Annotated in this window: 20 protein-coding genes and 1 pseudogene; 13 read left to right on the top strand and 8 right to left on the bottom strand. The window is 33.7% G+C overall.

Translation table 11 applies throughout. The features are described 5' to 3' along the window. The first annotated feature begins 1 nt into the window (after position 1). The 3 genes from HGO49_RS01740 to HGO49_RS01750 are packed head-to-tail and all read left to right on the top strand — an operon-like array spanning position 2 to position 3,405. On the top strand, positions 2 to 1,333 hold the full coding sequence (locus HGO49_RS01740) for a M16 family metallopeptidase (RefSeq protein ID WP_026092597.1): 1,332 nt from the start codon (positions 2 to 4) through the stop codon (positions 1,331 to 1,333). Next, positions 1,320 to 2,630 carry a M16 family metallopeptidase gene (locus HGO49_RS01745; RefSeq protein WP_026092598.1) on the top strand — a complete coding sequence of 437 codons (1,311 nt, stop codon included), beginning with the start codon at positions 1,320 to 1,322 and terminating at the stop codon, positions 2,628 to 2,630. Before HGO49_RS01740 ends, HGO49_RS01745 begins: the two co-directional genes overlap by 14 nt. A gap of 55 nt (positions 2,631 to 2,685) precedes the next feature. Beyond that, a complete protein-coding gene (locus HGO49_RS01750; RefSeq protein ID WP_017531775.1) occupies positions 2,686 to 3,405 on the top strand; it encodes a hypothetical protein in 720 nt (239 codons plus the stop codon). On the opposite strand, the pseudogene HGO49_RS01755 reads toward HGO49_RS01750, so the two are convergent. Beyond that, a pseudogene (locus tag HGO49_RS01755) lies at positions 3,402 to 4,261 on the bottom strand (IS982 family transposase). The gene HGO49_RS01750 and the pseudogene HGO49_RS01755 overlap by 4 nt on opposite strands. A gap of 102 nt (positions 4,262 to 4,363) precedes the next feature. Here HGO49_RS01755 and HGO49_RS01760 point away from each other — a divergent pair. The 3 genes from HGO49_RS01760 to HGO49_RS01770 all read left to right on the top strand — a co-directional run bounded on the left by HGO49_RS01760 (position 4,364) and on the right by HGO49_RS01770 (position 5,561). After that, entirely contained in the window at positions 4,364 to 4,702 is a 339-nt protein-coding gene (locus tag HGO49_RS01760; protein ID WP_172758392.1) for a hypothetical protein, read from the top strand. Positions 4,703 to 4,822: 120 nt separating this feature from the next. Continuing rightward, positions 4,823 to 5,017, top strand: a complete 195-nt coding sequence (locus tag HGO49_RS01765; RefSeq protein ID WP_172758391.1) for a hypothetical protein — start codon at positions 4,823 to 4,825, stop codon at positions 5,015 to 5,017. A gap of 157 nt (positions 5,018 to 5,174) precedes the next feature. After that, positions 5,175 to 5,561 carry a hypothetical protein gene (locus tag HGO49_RS01770; protein ID WP_172758390.1) on the top strand — a complete coding sequence of 129 codons (387 nt, stop codon included), beginning with the start codon at positions 5,175 to 5,177 and terminating at the stop codon, positions 5,559 to 5,561. A gap of 241 nt (positions 5,562 to 5,802) precedes the next feature. On the opposite strand, the gene purN is transcribed toward HGO49_RS01770, so the two are convergent. Continuing rightward, the gene (purN, locus tag HGO49_RS01775; protein ID WP_026092599.1) at positions 5,803 to 6,372 is read right to left on the bottom strand and encodes a phosphoribosylglycinamide formyltransferase; all 570 of its coding nucleotides are present in this window, start codon (positions 6,370 to 6,372) and stop codon (positions 5,803 to 5,805) included. A gap of 266 nt (positions 6,373 to 6,638) precedes the next feature. Here purN and HGO49_RS01780 point away from each other — a divergent pair, with 266 nt between their 5' ends. Beyond that, the gene (locus HGO49_RS01780; protein ID WP_017531777.1) at positions 6,639 to 7,055 is read left to right on the top strand and encodes a hypothetical protein; all 417 of its coding nucleotides are present in this window, start codon (positions 6,639 to 6,641) and stop codon (positions 7,053 to 7,055) included. On the opposite strand, the gene HGO49_RS01785 is transcribed toward HGO49_RS01780, so the two are convergent. Further along, positions 7,048 to 7,569 carry a Na+/H+ antiporter subunit E gene (locus tag HGO49_RS01785; RefSeq protein ID WP_017531778.1) on the bottom strand — a complete coding sequence of 174 codons (522 nt, stop codon included), beginning with the start codon at positions 7,567 to 7,569 and terminating at the stop codon, positions 7,048 to 7,050. The genes HGO49_RS01780 and HGO49_RS01785 overlap by 8 nt on opposite strands. Positions 7,570 to 7,663: 94 nt before the next feature. Between HGO49_RS01785 and HGO49_RS01790 the strand changes: the two genes are divergently transcribed. The 3 genes from HGO49_RS01790 to lgt all read left to right on the top strand — a co-directional run bounded on the left by HGO49_RS01790 (position 7,664) and on the right by lgt (position 9,920). Continuing rightward, on the top strand, positions 7,664 to 8,584 hold the full coding sequence (locus HGO49_RS01790) for an ankyrin repeat domain-containing protein (protein ID WP_237398575.1): 921 nt from the start codon (positions 7,664 to 7,666) through the stop codon (positions 8,582 to 8,584). An 88-nt stretch (positions 8,585 to 8,672) separates the two neighbouring features. Then, positions 8,673 to 9,122, top strand: a complete 450-nt coding sequence (smpB, locus tag HGO49_RS01795) for an SsrA-binding protein SmpB (RefSeq protein WP_015587785.1) — start codon at positions 8,673 to 8,675, stop codon at positions 9,120 to 9,122. Between the two features lie 6 nt (positions 9,123 to 9,128). After that, on the top strand, positions 9,129 to 9,920 hold the full coding sequence (gene lgt / locus HGO49_RS01800) for a prolipoprotein diacylglyceryl transferase (RefSeq protein ID WP_017531780.1): 792 nt from the start codon (positions 9,129 to 9,131) through the stop codon (positions 9,918 to 9,920). A 214-nt stretch (positions 9,921 to 10,134) separates the two neighbouring features. On the opposite strand, the gene HGO49_RS01805 is transcribed toward lgt, so the two are convergent. The 4 genes from HGO49_RS01805 to HGO49_RS01820 form a co-directional block, all read right to left on the bottom strand. Continuing rightward, a complete protein-coding gene (locus tag HGO49_RS01805; protein WP_017531781.1) occupies positions 10,135 to 10,677 on the bottom strand; it encodes a hypothetical protein in 543 nt (180 codons plus the stop codon). A gap of 84 nt (positions 10,678 to 10,761) precedes the next feature. Next, positions 10,762 to 11,289 (bottom strand): phospholipase D family nuclease, encoded by a 528-nt coding sequence (locus HGO49_RS01810; protein WP_007301949.1) that lies wholly within the window; start codon positions 11,287 to 11,289, stop codon positions 10,762 to 10,764. Positions 11,290 to 11,329: 40 nt separating this feature from the next. Beyond that, a complete protein-coding gene (locus HGO49_RS01815; protein ID WP_017531782.1) occupies positions 11,330 to 12,817 on the bottom strand; it encodes a UbiD family decarboxylase in 1,488 nt (495 codons plus the stop codon). A 47-nt stretch (positions 12,818 to 12,864) separates the two neighbouring features. Beyond that, a complete protein-coding gene (locus HGO49_RS01820) occupies positions 12,865 to 14,748 on the bottom strand; it encodes a DUF3857 domain-containing protein (RefSeq protein ID WP_017531783.1) in 1,884 nt (627 codons plus the stop codon). A gap of 394 nt (positions 14,749 to 15,142) precedes the next feature. On the opposite strand from HGO49_RS01820, the gene HGO49_RS01825 reads away from it, so the two are divergent. The 3 genes from HGO49_RS01825 to HGO49_RS01835 all read left to right on the top strand — a co-directional run bounded on the left by HGO49_RS01825 (position 15,143) and on the right by HGO49_RS01835 (position 17,880). Next, on the top strand, positions 15,143 to 15,883 hold the full coding sequence (locus tag HGO49_RS01825) for a DsbA family protein (RefSeq protein ID WP_017531784.1): 741 nt from the start codon (positions 15,143 to 15,145) through the stop codon (positions 15,881 to 15,883). Between the two features lie 153 nt (positions 15,884 to 16,036). Then, positions 16,037 to 17,233: an OTU domain-containing protein gene (locus HGO49_RS01830; RefSeq protein WP_017531785.1), complete on the top strand. Its 1,197-nt coding sequence runs from the start codon at positions 16,037 to 16,039 to the stop codon at positions 17,231 to 17,233. A gap of 53 nt (positions 17,234 to 17,286) precedes the next feature. Next, positions 17,287 to 17,880, top strand: a complete 594-nt coding sequence (locus HGO49_RS01835) for a TIGR02217 family protein (RefSeq protein ID WP_010405410.1) — start codon at positions 17,287 to 17,289, stop codon at positions 17,878 to 17,880. Positions 17,881 to 17,953: 73 nt separating this feature from the next. Here HGO49_RS01835 and HGO49_RS01840 read toward each other — a convergent pair whose 3' ends face one another. Further along, complete coding sequence (locus HGO49_RS01840; RefSeq protein ID WP_017531786.1) at positions 17,954 to 18,727, bottom strand: hypothetical protein; 774 nt, start codon at positions 18,725 to 18,727, stop codon at positions 17,954 to 17,956. Positions 18,728 to 18,794: the final 67 nt, after the last annotated feature.

Raw genomic sequence — 18,794 nt, forward strand, 5'->3', positions numbered from 1 at the left:
AATGCTTCGCAAATTCTTTAGTTTTTTTATACTATCTGTGTTTTTTTTCATTTGTCCGATTTCTTTGGAAGCTGAAATCATAAAGCATGCTAAGCTCAGTAACGGATTGGATGTTTATGTAGTACCTAATCACCGAATTCCAGCTGTTTTTCATGCAATAATATATAAAGTTGGGGGAATGGATGACCCAATTGGCAAAGCAGGATTGGCTCACTACTTTGAACACTTAATGTTTGAAACTACAGGAAAATTTAAAGACATAGAATCCACTTTGGGCAGCATTGGGGCCCAATTTAATGCTTTTACCACTAAAGAATACACCTGCTACTACGAATTAGTTCTCAAAAAAGATTTACCACTAGCAATGGAAATTGAAGCAGATAGAATGGGCAATTTTGATGTTACTCAAGACAAAATAGATAGAGAAAAAAATATCGTATTAGAAGAAAGAAAGATGAGATTTGATAATAATCCTGAAGCTTTACTATGGGAGGAAATGAACAGTGCATTTTATCGTAATGGTTATGGTAGGTCTGTTATTGGTTGGGAAAGCGATATTAAAACTTACAATCAAGATGACATAACAAGGTTTCATGATAACTATTATCATCCAGGTAATGCTATACTGCTCGTTGTTGGTGATGTAGAATTTGAAGAAGTAGCGGAATTAGCAAAGGAAAAATATGGTGCAATTAAAGCTGAGCCTTTAGTTAAGCATTATCCAAACCAAGATCCAGTACATAATGCGGACATATCGGTCATTTTAGAAAGCACTGAAGTAAAAGAGCCAGTTTTATACTTTCGCTATCGTGTTCCTTTATTTGAGCAAATAAGTGAAACTTTTCCTGTTGATTTAGCAGTTGATGTTTTGGGAAATGGCAAGTCTAGTAAGCTATATAAAGATTTAGTTCTAGATAAGAATGTAGCAGTAGAAGTGTTTGCTTATTATAATAGCTTAGCTTTTAGTAATGGTTACATTGAGATTCGGGTAACTCCAAAAAGCGGGGTAAATTTGGATGCTGTTGCAAGAGAGTTAGAACATTCTATTAATCACTTTAACTCTGAAGGAATAACAAGTGAAGAGTTGCAAAGCACAAAGTCTAAATACAAAGCAGCACAGTTTGATAATCTATCTGATTTAACTAGTGTAGCAATATTTTATATACCACGTCTAGCACTAGGTATCCCACTTGATGAAATAGACATTTCATATAGCAAAATTAATGATGTCAATCTGAAAGATGTAAATCACAAAATTCGTACTATTTTTTCTACTAATAAATTAGTCGGCCGTTTGCTACCAAAAGGAGGTAATAATGATGAGAGTAAGTAAACTTTTATTTCTACTTTTTTTCTGTCTGGGCTTTAATTTGCAGGCGAGCAGCTACCTAAATATAGAGGAGGTTACTACTAATAAAGGGCTTGAGTTTCTGTTTGTTGAAAACCGTGATTTACCAAAAGTTTCACTCAATATATCATTCAAAGATGCAGGTTACGTGTATGAAAGTGCAGAAAAGCAGGGGCTTGCTTGGTTTACTTCTCTTGTAATTCAAGAAGGAGCAGGAAAAAATGATGCCAAAGATTTTATAAAAAAGCTTGAGGATAAAGGAATTAGTTTAAATTTTACTGCTGGTTTAGAAGCATTTAGGGTTTCATTAAATACTTTATCTGAGAATTTAGAGGATGCAATTTCACTACTGAGTGATGCTATAATGCGTCCTAAAGTTGATCCTGAAGGATTGAATAGAGTTTTTGAAAAAGCCAAAGTAAACTTTAATAATTTTGAAAAAGATCCTTATTTTATTGCTGCAAAAGAGTTGGATACGTTGTTGTTCAAAAAACATCCTTACTCAAGAGATCCATATGGAACTCTAGACACTATAATGAGCATTACTAGAGACGATGTTTTAACATACATAAAGCGTAGTTTTACTAAGGATAATATCGTTATTAGTATTGTTGGTTGTGCAACAAAAGAACAAGTTAGTACGCTGCTCGATAAATATTTATCTAAGTTACCATCAAAAAGATCGAAAGTTAGAAAGATATCTGTAAAAAATGAATTTGGGCCTGCAGAAAGTAAGAGCGTTTTTATGGATATACCACAGAGTGTAATACTTTTTGCTCAAAAAGGCATAGCATATGAAGACCCTAATTACTATAATGCTAGTGTTTTGATTAATGCACTTGGTGGTATGAGTCTAAACTCAATACTGATGAAAGAGTTGAGACAAAATCTAGGTATTACTTATGGTGTTAGTGCAAGTAATATTACAAATAAACATGGGAATGTTATATCTGGATTTATAAGTACTGATAGTTCTACTGCTAGCAAAGCTATATCAGCAGTAAAAGATACATTTAGCAGAATAAAAAAGGAAGGAATTGACGAACAATTATTCAAGGATGCAAAAACCAGTTTAGTAAATAACCTTACCTTCTCTTTCCTATCCAATAATGCGAATACATCAATGTTGCTGGATAGTATGCAGATAGACGATCGTGATGTTAACAATATAAATAATTATACGAATATCATTAATAATATTAAATTAGAGGAAGTAAACAAATTGGCAAGTTCTTTACTGAATCCTGAAAATTTATTTTTTGTTAAGGTTGGAAGAAAATAAATAATCACTACAGTACATTTAAAATTTTAACCATATTCCTTTATAATCTAGGTATGTGATTGATTTTTATGTTCAGGTGAAAAACGATACTGCAAAAGAAAGCAAAAAAACTCCAACTGCTTTGTTAAATCCTTTAATAACGATATTTTCTGTTATCAATACAGGTGTGTTGATAATCCTCAAGTTGATATACATTACAAGTCAACAGATAGGTATGATAGGCATAACGCTCGGTAATATTGGCACAGGTGTTTTTTTTAGCTCAGTATCCTTAATTTCAAGCATGTACTCTTTTTTTGACTGTTTTAGAGAAAAAAGCTTATATAAAAAATGTAATTACAAGAGAACATTAGAAGAAAAAAGAAGGGATAAATATAGAATTCAAGGTATTTGCTTAGACATTCTGTGCGATACATTATTTTTAACAGGTGCTACAGTTTCTATTGCTTTATTTAGTAATCCTATAGTTCTTTTTGTTACTGCACCTCTTGTTACATTGGGCTGTATAGTAATGATTGGTAACATAATTAACTCTATTTATCATCAAGTTAAAAACTTTAAAATTCATCTTTCACAGCTTTCAAAAGAGGAGCAGGAAGAGTTGTATACGGAAATGAAAAAAGAAATAAATTTATCACGCCTTTACAGAATTGTATCAAAAGTACTACCTGATATAGTAATATTAGCAAAACTGCACGCTAATCAGGAGAATAAAGAAAGGCGAGAAAAGGTTCAGAATTTAAAAGACATGCTAAAAACCCCAGTTGCGGATTAATCAATACAGTAAAATGTAGAAATAGAGGGCTTTTTAGGCTTCATAGAATATGAAACTAATGTGGAAAAGATGTGCACCAAGAAATTTATTGGAGACCTGTGTCTTGAATGCTCAAGATCAAGTCTGTTTTTGAGGTAACCAAAAACTGTTTCAATAATCGACCTTTTTCTTAAAAAAATCTTTTCTTCAAGAAGCATTAATGTATTTTTCATACCTTTTTTTACTTTGGTAACGAGTTTTATTCCTCTATCGAAGAGTTTTGCAAAGAGCTCTTTCTTTATATAGCCCTTATCACCAAACAAAAGACCAGTCAGTTTTTCAGTTAATTTTGGTACTGGTTTTCTGTCGTCAACGTTACCTTTAGTCATTGTAACTCCTTGAATTTCACCTTTTTCATTAATTACCATATGCAATTTAAAACCCAAAAACCAGCCATATGTAGTCTTTCCAAGCTTTGCCAATCCTTTGAAAACTTTGTTTCTTGAGATTCTTTTTGGATGGCAAACAGCGATAGAAGTTGCATCTATGTACGAAATTCCGGTCATTTTTGACTGCTCACAAAGCCACTTTAACAAGAGCACTAAATACCTTTTAGCCTAATAAATCTACTATATGTTGGCAAATTTTGAAACTCAGATCCATGTAGTGCTTTCAAATAATATGTATAGAAAGATTTAAAGTCCTCACATCTAGATTGTTGATAAAGTAAAATTATAGTAAGAATTTCAGAATGCGTAATCCCTGGCGTTCTGGTAGGTTTTTTACTGTTTGGCAGGAGTTTTTCTGCGAAATTTTTGTTTATAGCCTTGCAAAAATCGTCTACAAAGCAAAATAATTCTGTTACATTTTTATTCATGGGTAACCTCTCTATTTTTTGATAATATGTTTCCGGAGTTTACCCTATTTTCCCGGCTTTTTCACTGACTTCTAATCCCCAACTGGGGTTATACAAAAGGATTTGTATAATAAATTTATCGATAGTTTCGGGGGACTAGGAAAAGGTGGCCCCGGAGGATTTATCAATCAAATAGCATCGCAATACCGTGAGAATCCTTATCAGCAGTTTGTCAGCAATCAAATGAATACCGCACTTGGTAACAACTTGCGTGCCAGCGGACTTGATCGCTCAAGCTATGGTCTTTCTAAAGTTGCAAGTTTAAACTCTGATCTTGCTTCTAAAGGTTTAAATGACTTTATCAGTTCGTCTCTAGGGGGAATGCAGAGTCTGCATGGTCTTGGTGCGCAGAGGTCAGAACTTAGGTGGTGGCTACACTTCCTATGGAAAATCGATAAATGATCGCTGGCTAGCTATTAATCAGATGTTAGGTGAGGGTATTGGTAGGAATTTAGTTTAACTATTATATCAGTATTAATACTGATATGCTAGAATTGTATTAATTTTTTTAAGGAGAATGTTATGTCATACCTTCCAATAGTACCTAAATTTCTAGAAGATAAAAATGATCTAGTAACATCAGGTAATTTAGTACGCATTCTGAAGCGAATCGAGAAAAATTTAGAAACATTCGATAGTAGGATCAAAGACCTGGAAAGTTTTAATAATGTGGAACAAGAATTCTCTTCTTCAACAGAATATTTCGGATTGTTTTAGGCAGATATAGTTAAGAACTTGGTTTAGCAACTCGAAAGTTGCTAAACCTAATATACTGCTCATGCGGTAGCAACTATATGTAAAAACGTTGGAAAGTTCAAGACAAAAAGACCTAGATTTATGCCGCAAAGACTTTGGTTTCTTTGCGTTTCAAGGCATGCTACGAGTATTTAACATTCGGCTTAATTTAAAGAGGGAGAATGGTAGCAAGAACTATCTGTGGCTGCTGTTTAGCAGTGTTAATCGCTTGGTGTTTGAAAAAGCGCACAGTCAGTGGTGGAACATACCGCCTAGATGCGCTAAGACGACGCTTGGGTTCATCTTTCATGTAGCTTTTGCCCTTGGTAATAATTCCAGAGCAAAATTTATGTACATCACTCATCAAAGGGATTTAATGCGTGAGAAGATGAACGAACTGCACATTGTCCTTGAGTCTCCATTCTACAGACAAGTTTTTCCCAACGTGAAAATAGTTGGGCGCAGAAGTACAAGAGTGATCAGAACCAAGGAAGGCGGTTTTGTTAATGGCTTTTCAATTTTTTGATAATATGTTTCCGGAGTTTACCCTATTTTCCTGGCTTTTTCACTGACTTCTAATCCGCAACTGGGGTTAAAAGAAGGCAATCAAAAACCAATCGATGGTGATACATCTGATAAGGTTATTGAAATGAAAAAAGAAAAGCACATCGAGCAAAAAAGCTACAACTCTAAAGTTCCAACAAATCTTTCCCTGGATCAAGATGTAATAAAAGGAAAAAGTAATACCACACGATCTCTCTAATTTGCTATTGCTTAGGGTTATTTTCTGCTATTAACTTTACTGCTTTCACATAACACTTGTGTTCTTCAGCTAGAATGCGCTCTGAGAGGCTTTGAACATCATCATTTGGTAGAACTGGCACAGTAGATTGAGCGATTATGGCTCCAGCATCAACTTCAGGAATAACATAATGCACAGTACAGCCTGTGATTTTTACACCTGCTTTCAGAGCTTGCTCTTGGGCATTTAGACCTTTAAAGGATGGAAGTAAAGAGGGATGAATATTTATAACTTTATTATGCCATTTATTCAGGAAATCGGCCTTTATAATTCTCATAAATCCTGCAAGGCAAATTAAATCAACCTTATGTTGAACAAGTATTTCATGAATTTTATCAGTATCAAGTGGCTTATCTTCAACAACAAACGCTGAAACTCCTGCTTGCTTTGCTATTTTAAGGCCTCCAGCTTCACTATTATTTGTGATAACACACACAGTTTCAGCAGGGAAATTCTGATCTTGACATGCTTCTATTAAAGCCTGCATGTTTGATCCTCTACCTGAAATTAGTATTCCGAGTCTTATCTTTTTCATTTTAGTGCAGCCGTAAGAATGGACATTAATAAAATAGCTCAAAAGGAAAGTTTATTTTAGAATAAATACTATTGTGTAGCAATATTTTACACTGCTGAATAACATGGAATTAAAGAAATCATTCATTTTAGAGTAATTTTAATGTTTTACTTTGGGAATATTGTGCAATTTATGGTAAATAAATGCATATTTTTATGGCTGCGTTATTATTTATTTAACAAAGTATTAGTATAATTTACTACACTGAATTAAATGGAGAAAATTCAATGAATAAATTACCAAGCAATGCAAAAACAAGCAAGTCTCAGGTTACTCAGTGGGAGGTAATAAAAAATTGTGAATATTCTGATAATTGTTTATCAAAAGTAGTAACTTTATACGTCATTAAAATGGCGGAATTATCAGATATTTATACGAGTAATGAACCTGAAATTAATACTATACTTACAAGAATAAGCATAACCAGTGAAAATGCATTTTTAAATAAGGTTGTTGATATTGAAATTATGGAGGGCATTTTTCCGTACAAATTCAACAGCAAGAAGAAAAATAACATATCAAGGCTAGAAGATTTGTACAATTATTTATGTTCTACTGTTATTGATAGCCTTCCAAAAGAAATGCTTGAAAGCCTAATAAGAGAATACAGAGACGCTGTTAACTTATTTAAAGCAATTACTTAACTAGGTGTAGCATTTTTAAGACTTTACCTTCTATTTCAGAAATGCCACTTTCAAGATCTTTATCTATCAAACATATGGTAGATAAATATGTTTTCTGCTTCTTTTCAACATTGATAGTTAAAGTTCCAGGAGTAATCGTAACCGAGTTAGCAAATAATGCAATGGTCTTATCATTATGTCCTATGCATTCCCTTACAATAACAATTGGCTCAACTGTAGATTTGAATCGTAGCACCTTTTTTGTTACATAAATACTTGAAAAAATAATTTGGTAAATTAGCCAAGGTATATAACTTATAAGCTGATAAAGTGACAGCCTACCACTATCATTTAGAATTTGACTAAGGGCATTTTCAGCATCAATTAACCTTTTAAAGATAATCAATGTGAACACAGAAGAAAATACTCCACAGAGAATAAAAAAAGGCTCGAAATAACCAGACAATGTAATCCATAGAGAAGACAAAATCACAAATGATAGAGAAAAAAACTTAATATTTTGCCTGACTTTCATGATTTGGAGTATAACTTAAATGATTTTTTAGGAAAATAAAAAGTTCTTGATTTTTGTGTCAAAGAACATAATAACCAAGTTATTTTAATAAGTAATGGAGATTATGACGCTTGATGATTTTCTAAAAATGCTTGAAGAAATAAATGATACTTCAGGTTTAAGCAAGAACAACATAGTTGAACGAATAAAAATAAAATTAGAAAGAATTGATTTACGGAGGTGGGAAGATAGTGGATTTAATATCAATCATATATTCACTACACATAGTGATCTAGATCCTGTAGAAACTACATTGTTGCATTTTGCTGCTAAGAGTGGCTATGAAAACATAGTAATAGCTCTAATTGAATATGGAGCATATGTTGATGCATGGGACAGCGATGGATGCACTCCTTTACATTTTGCTGCTGAATGGAACCACAAAGGCATATTAGATATTTTAATTGAAAGTGGAGCAAATGTTAATGCGTGGGACAATGATGTATGTACGCCTTTACATCTTGCTGCCGAAGGTGGGAATGAAAGTGTAGTAAGAGCTCTAATTGCATGTGGAGCAGATGTTAACGCGCAGAACAGTGATGGACACACTCCTCTACATTTTGCTACTAAGAGTGGTTATGAGAACATAGTAATAGCTCTAATTGAACACGGAGCATATGTCGATGCGTGGGATAATTATAGAAGCACTCCCTTGCATTTTGCTGCTGAAAGTGATAATGAAAAGATAGTAAGAACTCTGATTGAACATGGAGCATGTGTTAATGTGTGGGATAGTTGTGGACGCACTCCTTTGCATTTTGCTAGCGATCATGAAAGTATAAGAGATATTTTAATTGAAAGTGGGGCATATGTTAGTAAACAGAACAATAATAGATATGCTCCTTTACACTCTGCTATTGAATGGGGCTGCAAAGATGTAATAAGTTCTTTGTCAGGTAATGCTAGTCCTAGGACTGAAATGGCAGTAGAAAGAGTGGAACAAATTACACTTGCAGGAAGATTGGAGCTTTTTTAACCAAACTTGCATTTACTGAGATAATTGTTTTGTTATGAATTAAACCAAAAGTTCTGTAATATATTGAAGCTTAAAGATATCTTTAGATATGGAAGTTATTGCAGAAAATAGAAAAGCAAGGTTTGAATATTTTATCTTAGAAGAATTTGAAGCAGGTATGATCCTCTTAAGTAGTGAAGTAAAATCACTAAGGGAAAGAAAAGCAAACATTTCTGATGCTTACGTTACTGAAAAAAAAGGTGAAATATGGCTAAACAATATGCATATTGCAGAGTATAAAGCTGCGAACCAAAAGAATCACAAGCCAAAAAGAGAACGTAAATTGCTTTTGCATAAAAAAGAGATAAATAAGCTAATTGGTCAAATCAAAACCTCTGGAATAACTGTTGTGCCACTTTCTATCTATTTTAATGATAAAGGATTGGCAAAAACTAAAATTGCTATTGTTAAAGGAAAAAAACTCTACGATAAGAGAGCAACCATAAAGCAGAGAGAGTGGGACCGTGAGAAAAGTAGATTGTCTAAGAATAATTTGTAGTAAAATATGTCTTTAAGTCCAATTATTTTTAGCATAGGTCCTGTTTCTATATATTGGTATTCTTTAGCATATGTTTTTGGTATAGTTTTTGCATATTGGTATTTACATAAGCTAGACAATCAAAAAATATTTACTAAGAATTTTTACGATTCGTTATTAACAGCCGTTATTATAGGCATTATCCTTGGAGGTAGGCTTGGCTACGTATTGATATATGATCCGGTTCTCTATATAAGCAATCCTATCGAGATACTAAAGACCTGGGAAGGAGGGATGTCATTTCATGGTGGTGCTATAGGAGTTTTGCTTGCAGTAATAATCTCCTGTAGAAGACATAACATTCCTATATTTTACACACTGGATCTAATTTCTTGTGGAGTTCCGATAGGTTTATTTCTAGGTCGCATAGGCAATTTTATAAATGGGGAGTTATTTGGCAGACTAACAAACGTGCCGTGGGGTATGATATTTCCAGAAAGTGGTGATAATTTGTTGCGCCACCCAAGTCAACTTTATGAAGCATTTTTAGAAGGAGCGCTACTTTTCGTAGTTGTAAATTCACTATTTTTCTTGAACAAAATGAGATTGTATTACGGTGCAACAACTGGTATTGCAGTTATGTGGTATGGAATAGCACGTTTTGTGGTTGAATTTTTCCGCGAGCCAGACTATCAAATTGGCTATTTATGGTTCAATTTAACTATGGGACAATTTCTTTCTATACCTATGATTTTGCTGGGAATGCTTATATATTTAGGTGCGTTGAACTTAAGATTTAATACGAAATCTGTTCAATAGAGAAAAGGTAAGTTTAATCGAAAAATATAGTGGAAGTTTATTTATTCCATACTATGTACAATTATGTGAATTTTTTGTCTTGCAGAGAATAAATGTAAGACCAGCAAACCTTCGTTGTATAGCTATAAGAAAAACTTAGTAGCTACTGACCAAATTCATTACTAAGTAGATATTCATTTTCCACCAGAATATTCCTGATTGAGAAGCTACTTTATTAAAACATATTTTTAAATTTTTGCAAAAACCCTGGTTGATTATCATTAACCTTTGTGAAGGCTATGTTTAAACTGTATCTCGGATCATTTGGCATATCATATCTAATATTCAGTATTGAAAATTTGTTTTTATTATGAACAGAAACATCGTCATATGATAACTTTGTCGTGTAGCACTTTATATGTTTTTGCTTATCATATACTATATCACCTGATTCCCCTTCTAGTTCTACAAATTTAGTTTTTTTCTGACATTCTTTTATTTTTATTAGATCCTCGTTTAGTGATATTGAAACCGGTAGTGTATTACCAGCATACTCTTTAGCTAAAAGCTCACTTTGAGGATACATTTTTATTTCCCTTCCAAAATGTGAGTCTATAAAATTATTGCTCCAAAATTTGTCTCCAGAATGTACATATTCGTCAGTAGCATACGGTACACCACCATAATTGCATTGAACTTTGTAATCTCCAACACCATTATTTTGAAAAAAATCATGAATGGCAGCGTAACTATCAGCAGCATCATTTATGTAATCCATTACCTACCCCTTAAAACCTTTTAATTTATTATATCACAAGAAATTAAATCTATCAATAAAAAGACTTTTTTTGATATCAAGTATCTAGGGAGCATATTGATAGGATTGTGACATTCGTATTTCCCAGTTCTTCACATACTGCTGGACTAATTCAGGATAATTTTCAATAATTAATAAATTTTCAGCGTTTCCCTTTTCAGCTGTCTTACTGAGGTTAAACGATCCTGTGATGACTTTTTGATTATCAACAATTATTACCTTATTATGAGCAATTTTTGGCTTATTATCGATCCAAATCGGTATTCCATTTGAAAACAATTCGCTTATGACACTATATTTTGAATGGAGTTGTGATTTATCTAAGACGACTTTAACATCAACACCACGCTCTTTGGCGTTAATCAAAGATTTTGCAACTGTTCCAAGAGTAAATGTATATTCTTGAACTAAGATAGATTCTTTAGATTGGTCTATCTCGCTGATTATCGGTACAGCACAGTCTTCTTCAGGTGAGAAGCAAACTGTTGCTTTTGGGCAAGGCGAGAATGTAGGACCCACATAGTAATACAGAGAAAAACATGCCGACAAAAATAAAAGATATAAAAGCCTCACAAACCACACCTAAATACACGGCGGTAGTCTACATCATAGTTTAATCATCTGTCAACCCATATTCCTTCCACTTCTCTGTAACTTTCTTTATTATTTCCTCGCTCATTTCAATTTTTCTTCCCCATTCTCGTTTGGTTTCAGGTGGAAGTTTGTTTGTTGCATCAAACCCTATTTTACCTCCGAGACCACTTTCAGGAGAAGCGAAGTCTAAATAATCAATTGGAGCATTCTCTATCATGATTGTATCACGTACAGGGTCCATTCTTGTTGAAACTGCCCACATTACTTCCTTCCAATCACGTATATTTATATCATAATCAACAACTATAATAAATTTCGTGTATAAGAACTGTTTGAGAAAAGATAGTGTGCCCATAATAATTCTTTTTGCATGCCCTGGATAAGCCTTTTTTATCGACACTACCGCTATTCTATATGAACAACCTTCTGGAGGCAGATAAAAATCTACTATCTCCGGAAACTGATTGATGAGAATCGGCACAAAAATTTCGTTGAGTGCTTCACCAAGAATTGATGGTTCATCTGGTGGCTTGCCAGTGAAAGTGCTGAGATAAATTGGATCTTTGCGCATTGTAATTGCAGTAATGTTAAACTCAGGAAACTGTTCAACAGCATTATAGTAACCAGTATGGTCTCCGTATGGCCCTTCATCTCTATACTTATCTAAACTTACATATCCTTCCAGAACGATCTCAGCATGAGCTGGAACCTGAAGAGGAATAGTTTTACAATTTACAAGCTCAAGTGGTTTTTTTCGCAGCAGCCCGGCAAATTGGTATTCTGATAAAGTCTCCGGCACCGGAGTTACTGCAGCAATAATCGTTGCAGGATCGCTACCAATCACAGCAGCCGCAGGAAACTTCATATTTTTCCCCCTCTCCTTCCACCGTTTATGGTGACCTGCACCACCACGATGTGCAAGCCAGCGCATGAGAGTCGTTTTTTTATTCACAACCTGCATACGATATATTCCAAGATTGAAATTATCTTGCTTGTCTGCTGTTGGTCCTTTTGTTACCACAAGTGGCCAAGTGATAAGCGGTGAAGGCTCGTTTGGCCAGCATGTCTGAATAGGTAGCAAACTAAGATCCACCTTATCCCCAGTTAGCACCACCTCTTGACATGGGGCTTTGCTCACAACTTTGCTCCGCATCGACAATACAACTTTTAGTAGAGGAAACATTTTCACAGCATCTTTTAAGGTTTTTGGCGGCTCAGGTGATCGCAAAAATGCTAGAAGTTTACCCAGATCCCTTAATTCATCAGAATTTATACCAAGTCCGAATGCAATTCTCTCAATAGTACCAAATAAATTCACTAAAACGGGAATTGAATTTTTGCCATTTTCTGTGACAACATTTTCAAAGATGATAGCTGGTCCCTTGTTTGACAAAACCCTACGATGAATTTCTGTCATTTCAAGAATAGTTGAAACTTCTTTTTTAATTCTAATTAGATCTTTTTTTTCTTCTAATGCTCTGATGAAGTCGCGTAAGTTATTGTACATATTTTAAAAATTTTAAGCCTTTTAAGAAGTGCTTTTCCCAGCACAACTCATTCACTAATTACTATAGAGGCCCTAGAAAAATTATTCTCCAATTCGCTTTTTAAGTTTTTATATTCAGCAGTCTTTAACTCTTCATTGGTAATAAAACTTTTCTTTATGGTTATTAAATTGCTAAATTCGGTTCCATCATTTTGATATTTACACGACCTATTTACATATAACCAAGGAGAATTTATTTCAAAATTCAAATTTTCACAATTTTTAATTTTGATATCTTTTATTATCATATGGCTTTCCTTAGTTTTAGGAACACCAATAAAAAGGTCTGACACTTGGTCAGAAGCTGTATTGACAACATCATTAAGCCAATTATCTCCTAAATTCAAAGCCGGCCCTAGATTTGTCTTGAAAATCTTATTTTTTTGCTGGAACTCATATTTAATTGTCAGATCCTCTACATTACGCAAGGTAAGGTCAGGCAATTCTAAGAACTTCTTTTCTTCTTCATCAAGATATACTCCACTAATCATACGAAAAACAGAATCTCTTAATTGCTCATCTGAATAATATAATCCAACACCTGTTAAGCCTAAGGCTGCTTCCCCTTGCACGGTAAGCTGGCCATATTCATTTACAACATTATCTTCTATAGTTAATTCACTATGGGATATCACTTTTGAATTTTCACCTTGTACAGCAGGAATCTTTATGTAATCTGCTTCCTCAGAATCCAGTACTAGAGCACTCCTATCAGCAATGTCTGGAAAAATACCCTGTGCCATACTGACGGTATTAGTTGGATCGATCCAGTATACTTTTCCATCTTCATTTATTACTCTGAGCATCACATGATTGAAATTACCCATATTAGGTAATGCTTCAGGATTAGAAGTGCTAGTAGTTCCTCTCATAACTAAAATAGGTTGAACTTTATAACCAAGTTTTTGCAGAATAGCAGCCGTGCTAGCAGAAAAGTCTTTGCAATCCCCGACTTGAGAATCAGCAATTTTCTCTAAATCTCGTGGAAAATATTTTCCTGAGACTGTGCGCCAATCTCCCATATATTGAACTTTTTCATTCAATAAAGAAGTGACTGCATTAATTTTCTCCTCATCAGTATTTTTATTGGCAGCAGATTCTGCTATAGCTATAAAAGTTGCAGGAAGTGGCTGATTAATGACGCTATGATATCCAGGAGCTAATTTTTTAGCTAAATCATCCCATTTAGATATGCTCGACAATGATACCCAAGTGTTGTGTTTTGTATTCAATATTCCATTATGTGGCTCATTTATTGTGTTTTCATAAACTGCTTTCTTTAAGGTAATGTTTATATAATGTACACCATCCTTTTTTTCCTCAGCAATCTCTAATACGCTTCTTGGATCATTAACTTTAATCTCTAGAGGCAATTCAGAATTGATTTTAGTATTTTCTGCTTGTAAATAATCCCCATAATACGAAAAGCTCAAGCCATAAAAATTATCAACGGGAACCTTTTTGTTAACTTGCTTATATCTTAAATATACTTCCGTACCAATTTCTATTTTAGGGAATGAGATGGTTACTTGCCTTAACTGATCGAAACCTTTGCTAGGGCTAGCCAGCGGTTTATCCTCCATCATGTCTTCAGTTACTATATATTCTTCTCCGTTGTAAGTTGTTTTAGCCTCTAAAACAGTAAAATTTGCACTATCATCATTGTAAACAAGACTGTATAGAGAGAACCTATCACGTCCGGATTCCTTGAGTATTTTTGCTTGTAGTTCTACTTCCGTTTCATAGGTACCATCTCTATTAACATTAATGTTAACATTAGAAAATTCAACCTCAACGGAAGCATCTTCGTACTTGCTCCACCTTGCTTCAGCTATAGTAGACATGAAAAATACTAGTAATGCTAAGTTAAAGATAGTTTTTAGAAATTTCATTACGTCACCACATTTACTGAAAAATTATTTTACTAGACTTGTACAATGCCACCTACAATACAAACAGCCAACTGATTAGGGAAGAAGCTTATTTTCTAGAATGGCTATTTCTTTCTCTCTACCAATTATTGGTTCGCTCATATAATTCACCGCCGTGTTTGTCAGCATTATATGCGGCGGTTATAAAACAATCAACTTTTTTACCGCCGCGGTTACAATTGTTATACGCGGCGGTAAGGATTGCTTAAATTTCTCAAATGCCTTATTCTACATAAGTTTTCGTTACTTAATATCACCAGATTCTCTGATATAACATATATAAAGTTTGCATTTCTTGATAAAAATGTTTTAACATTAAGCATTTCTTTAATATTTGTATTCTTTAAGTAAGTATATGTCTAAGATACCATTTTTATTGATTTTTATACTTGCAGTAGCAAGTTTACCAGTAATAAACAATTGGCTTTCACACCGCAGTCAGAACTTAAATGATGATTATATAGGTGAGAGATTGGATAATTACATCAGTAAAAATTTTGATAGAGTTCTAAAAACTCTCCAGGAAGAGTCAGCTAAAAATAGTTATGCTCATGCAACTAAAAATAAAATTTCTCAGCATAAAAATGAAATATTTGACTCCACTTATCCTTACTCAGGAAATGAAAATAGCAATATCATAGCTGTAGGTTTTTTTGACTATTCTTGTGGATATTGCAAAGCTATAAAGAACGATGTAAAACAATTGATCAATGATGGCAAAGTTAAGTATATCTTTAGGGATGCTCCAATACTTGGTAACAATTCTTTAAAGGCAGCAAAAGGTGCTTTAGCAACTTATTTTATCGATAAAGAAAAGTACTTAGATTTTCACTATGCTGCACTAGATCACAGAGGAGAATTTTCAGATAAAACTATATTAGGTATAGTGAAAAATATAGGGGTTAACGAGAACGATTTTAACAACTCTATGAAAAATAATGCAGACAAAATTGAGCAAATGATAAACAACAGCAAACTTTTAGTAAGGGATTTGGGAGTAGGCGGTACACCTTTTTTGATAATAGGAGATAGTCTTTTTGTAGGAAAAACTGATTTGAATATATTACGTAAAAAAGTGAATGAGTTAAAAGATTAATAAATTTCCTGCTTGACAGCACAAGAGAGTTTAAGTATAGTTAAGATATAGAAAGTAGGTGATGTTTGCTTGCAACACAGCACGACCTTAAGTAATTAGCCTTCCTAGGCTGGTTAATCTATTAAAATACAATTATTATTTTGGAGTTATAACATGAGAGATTCTAACTATGTAAGAGAGCCAATTGCTCTTTTTCAAAAAATCAAAGAAAATAAAAAATCAAGTGATTTATTGTATAATCTAAAGAGCGCTTATCCTGAAAAGCTAAAAATCGGGGCTGCTATAAAGACAGGGGATTGCTTTTTTGACTCCGTTGCTCAAGGATTGAATGAGTTAAATATAAAACCAGATCATTATTTTACTGCAAAATCATTAAGAAAAGATTGTGCAGATTATGTTGAACAACATGGTGAACAAGATAGTTGGGCCTATAAAGCAGTAATAAAAGACGCTGCTATTGGTGGCTACTTTGTTGCGCTAGAAGGTCCGTATGGTCCTATACAAAACCCAAAAACTAAAATAAATATGATAGATGAGAAAAAGACTTTTCATGAGTACTTAAAAAATATTAAGAATATGGCCACAGGAGCTGGTTCTGCACCTATATGGGGTCGTCTAGAGATTGAAGGAAAAATGATATGTGAAAAGTACAAAGTGAAAATTGAAGTGATAGCACTAGAAGAAGAACCTATAGATGGTAGATATATTACTACAGGTGAAGAAGGTGAAGGCGATAAGGTTGTTCGTATAGTGAATTACATGAGGCATTTTGTGCCACTTCTAAGTGAAATTTCTGAAGATATAACAGAAAGTCAACCAGTTTCTAATGAAGAAATCTTTGGTGAGGTTACAGAAGCTTCTGCTTCTGATCAATCAGAGCAAGAAGAACAATATAATATCAGAACTAGCAAAGCAGCAATTGCGCAAGATCATAAAGAACAAAAAACACAAAAAGAGAGAATTGATACCAGCGCTAGTGAGCCAATTCATACGGATACAGTAATTACTATTTCTCATCCACACGAGCAAAAAACACAACAAGAGGAAATACAAAAGAAATTAATCAATAGTTACAGAAGAGAAGCTATTTATAGCATAGCTGCTGTAATAACAGCTATAGCATTCACAGCATCTGCTATAGCTGCTGTTTTTACTCAACCAATGCCTTTAGCATGTTTTGCTGGAGTGGCTTTAGTTGTTGCATGTATTTGTGCATATCAGTTAACGCAGAGTCATCAAGACATTAACGAACTGAAAGGTAAGGTAGGAGAAAACAACACCTTTACTTTTTTAGAAGAAACGGGATTTAAAATTTATAGCCTGATTGATAAAGCAGCTTCAAAAATTTAAGATCTTTCCTACTTCATCTATATCAACTCAATTTTATTTTTACAGGAGGGCATATGTCATTTACAGAAATTAGATTTCCAGAAAATATATCTTATGGCTCTACTGGAGGACCTGAATTTTCCACTGACGTTGTAACAACTCATAATGGTTGTGAGCAGCGCAATATCAATTGGTCTCGTGCACGTGCCAGGTATAACATAGCTTATGGAGTTAGGTCAAACGAGCAGCTAACAGAACTCATAACATTTTTTCAGGCACGAAAAGGTAAAGCTATAGGGTTTCGCTTTAAGGATTGGTCAGACTTTACAGTTATCAATCAAGAAATTGGCATAGGAGACGATAAAAAAACGATCTTTCAACTGATGAAAACTTACATAAGTGGAAAAGACAAGCATACACGAACTATTAAAAAGCCAGTGCATGATACAATAAAAATTTACCTAGATGGTGAAAAGACAGAAAAATATTCAGTGAATTATTCAACTGGAGAAATAGCATTTATGAAACCACCAGCAAAAGGCACAATAATCACCGCAAGCTTCGAATTTGATGTACCAGTACGATTTGATACAGATTACCTAAACGCTTCTATTGATAACTATGGCAGCAATAGCTGGAACAATATTCCCTTGGTGGAAGTGAAATAAAGTTAAAGTATGCTACATAAAAGTTAAGCGATACTGAGGCTCATATTTAAATGAGCCTTGCACATTTTAAAGTCTATCGCCCATTACAATGTTCCACACTCGAAATTTGAGGAAATTCTAATGTAGCGTTTTCTCTTTCTTGTAAAATAGAAAGTTTTAATAATTCTTTTAGAACTAACTTTACAAGTGTTGTACCATTTTCCTTAAAGAGGTAGTCCATCCTATTGGTTTTCTGTATGTGATTGACAAAATTTCTAGCTTCCTCATTAAAAGCCTCGATTGTGTTGATACAAGATAATACTAAATCCGAGCTATTTATTGCTAAAATTCCATTTACGAAAATATCTAGTTTTGTTTTATCTTCAGTCAAATCTTCAGCTAACCTATTTCTAATATCATCATTCTCAAACAAAATGTACTCTAGATACGAGGCAGACTCAATAAGTATAAAGTCTTCTAAAGGTAATGGTTCTAAATCGTTGTCAACATAAGTAAGTATTCCAAACTCAGTAATACACCCTTCTTTTCTCATAACATAGCACTTAGGAAGACCACGATACATTGATAGCAAAGAAAAAAGACGTATTATACTTGTACCTCTATCTTTCATTTCCTCGAGAAGCTTTCTATCATTTATTAGTTTGTGCAAAATGTAATCCGTAGCAGGACCTGGTTTACGAAAACGAAACATATTATTTTCTGCAAAAATAGCCTCAGCTAATTCGATAGACTTTTTATCCTCATCTATAAAAGCCTTTTTGTCTCTATTTAACCGTATGATTTTAGCCTTGCTATCGCTGCGTAGTCTAGTTTGCCCTATTAGCCTCTCAAATGTTTTTGTCCTCATATATATCTTATATTAATTAATATTAATATTTACTATATTAACTACTTTGAGAAAAATAAATGAAAAT

It is taken from the genome of Wolbachia endosymbiont of Diaphorina citri (genome assembly GCF_013096535.2).
GTDB lineage: Bacteria > Pseudomonadota > Alphaproteobacteria > Rickettsiales > Anaplasmataceae > Wolbachia.

Excerpts from the sequence above, each read along its gene's own strand:
- HGO49_RS01740 (WP_026092597.1), top strand. The coding sequence starts at position 2 with ATGCTTCGCAAATTCTTTAGTTTTTTTATACTATCTGTGTTTTTTTTC.
- HGO49_RS01745 (WP_026092598.1), top strand. The coding sequence starts at position 1,320 with ATGAGAGTAAGTAAACTTTTATTTCTACTTTTTTTCTGTCTGGGCTTT.
- HGO49_RS01765 (WP_172758391.1), top strand. The coding sequence starts at position 4,823 with ATGTCATACCTTCCAATAGTACCTAAATTTCTAGAAGATAAAAATGAT.
- HGO49_RS01770 (WP_172758390.1), top strand. The coding sequence starts at position 5,175 with ATGCTACGAGTATTTAACATTCGGCTTAATTTAAAGAGGGAGAATGGT.
- purN (WP_026092599.1), bottom strand. The coding sequence starts at position 6,372 with ATGAAAAAGATAAGACTCGGAATACTAATTTCAGGTAGAGGATCAAAC.
- HGO49_RS01780 (WP_017531777.1), top strand. The coding sequence starts at position 6,639 with ATGAATAAATTACCAAGCAATGCAAAAACAAGCAAGTCTCAGGTTACT.
- HGO49_RS01785 (WP_017531778.1), bottom strand. The coding sequence starts at position 7,569 with ATGAAAGTCAGGCAAAATATTAAGTTTTTTTCTCTATCATTTGTGATT.
- HGO49_RS01790 (WP_237398575.1), top strand. The coding sequence starts at position 7,664 with ATGGAGATTATGACGCTTGATGATTTTCTAAAAATGCTTGAAGAAATA.
- smpB (WP_015587785.1), top strand. The coding sequence starts at position 8,673 with ATGGAAGTTATTGCAGAAAATAGAAAAGCAAGGTTTGAATATTTTATC.
- lgt (WP_017531780.1), top strand. The coding sequence starts at position 9,129 with ATGTCTTTAAGTCCAATTATTTTTAGCATAGGTCCTGTTTCTATATAT.
- HGO49_RS01805 (WP_017531781.1), bottom strand. The coding sequence starts at position 10,677 with ATGGATTACATAAATGATGCTGCTGATAGTTACGCTGCCATTCATGAT.
- HGO49_RS01815 (WP_017531782.1), bottom strand. The coding sequence starts at position 12,817 with ATGTACAATAACTTACGCGACTTCATCAGAGCATTAGAAGAAAAAAAA.
- HGO49_RS01820 (WP_017531783.1), bottom strand. The coding sequence starts at position 14,748 with ATGAAATTTCTAAAAACTATCTTTAACTTAGCATTACTAGTATTTTTC.
- HGO49_RS01825 (WP_017531784.1), top strand. The coding sequence starts at position 15,143 with ATGTCTAAGATACCATTTTTATTGATTTTTATACTTGCAGTAGCAAGT.
- HGO49_RS01830 (WP_017531785.1), top strand. The coding sequence starts at position 16,037 with ATGAGAGATTCTAACTATGTAAGAGAGCCAATTGCTCTTTTTCAAAAA.
- HGO49_RS01835 (WP_010405410.1), top strand. The coding sequence starts at position 17,287 with ATGTCATTTACAGAAATTAGATTTCCAGAAAATATATCTTATGGCTCT.
- HGO49_RS01840 (WP_017531786.1), bottom strand. The coding sequence starts at position 18,727 with ATGAGGACAAAAACATTTGAGAGGCTAATAGGGCAAACTAGACTACGC.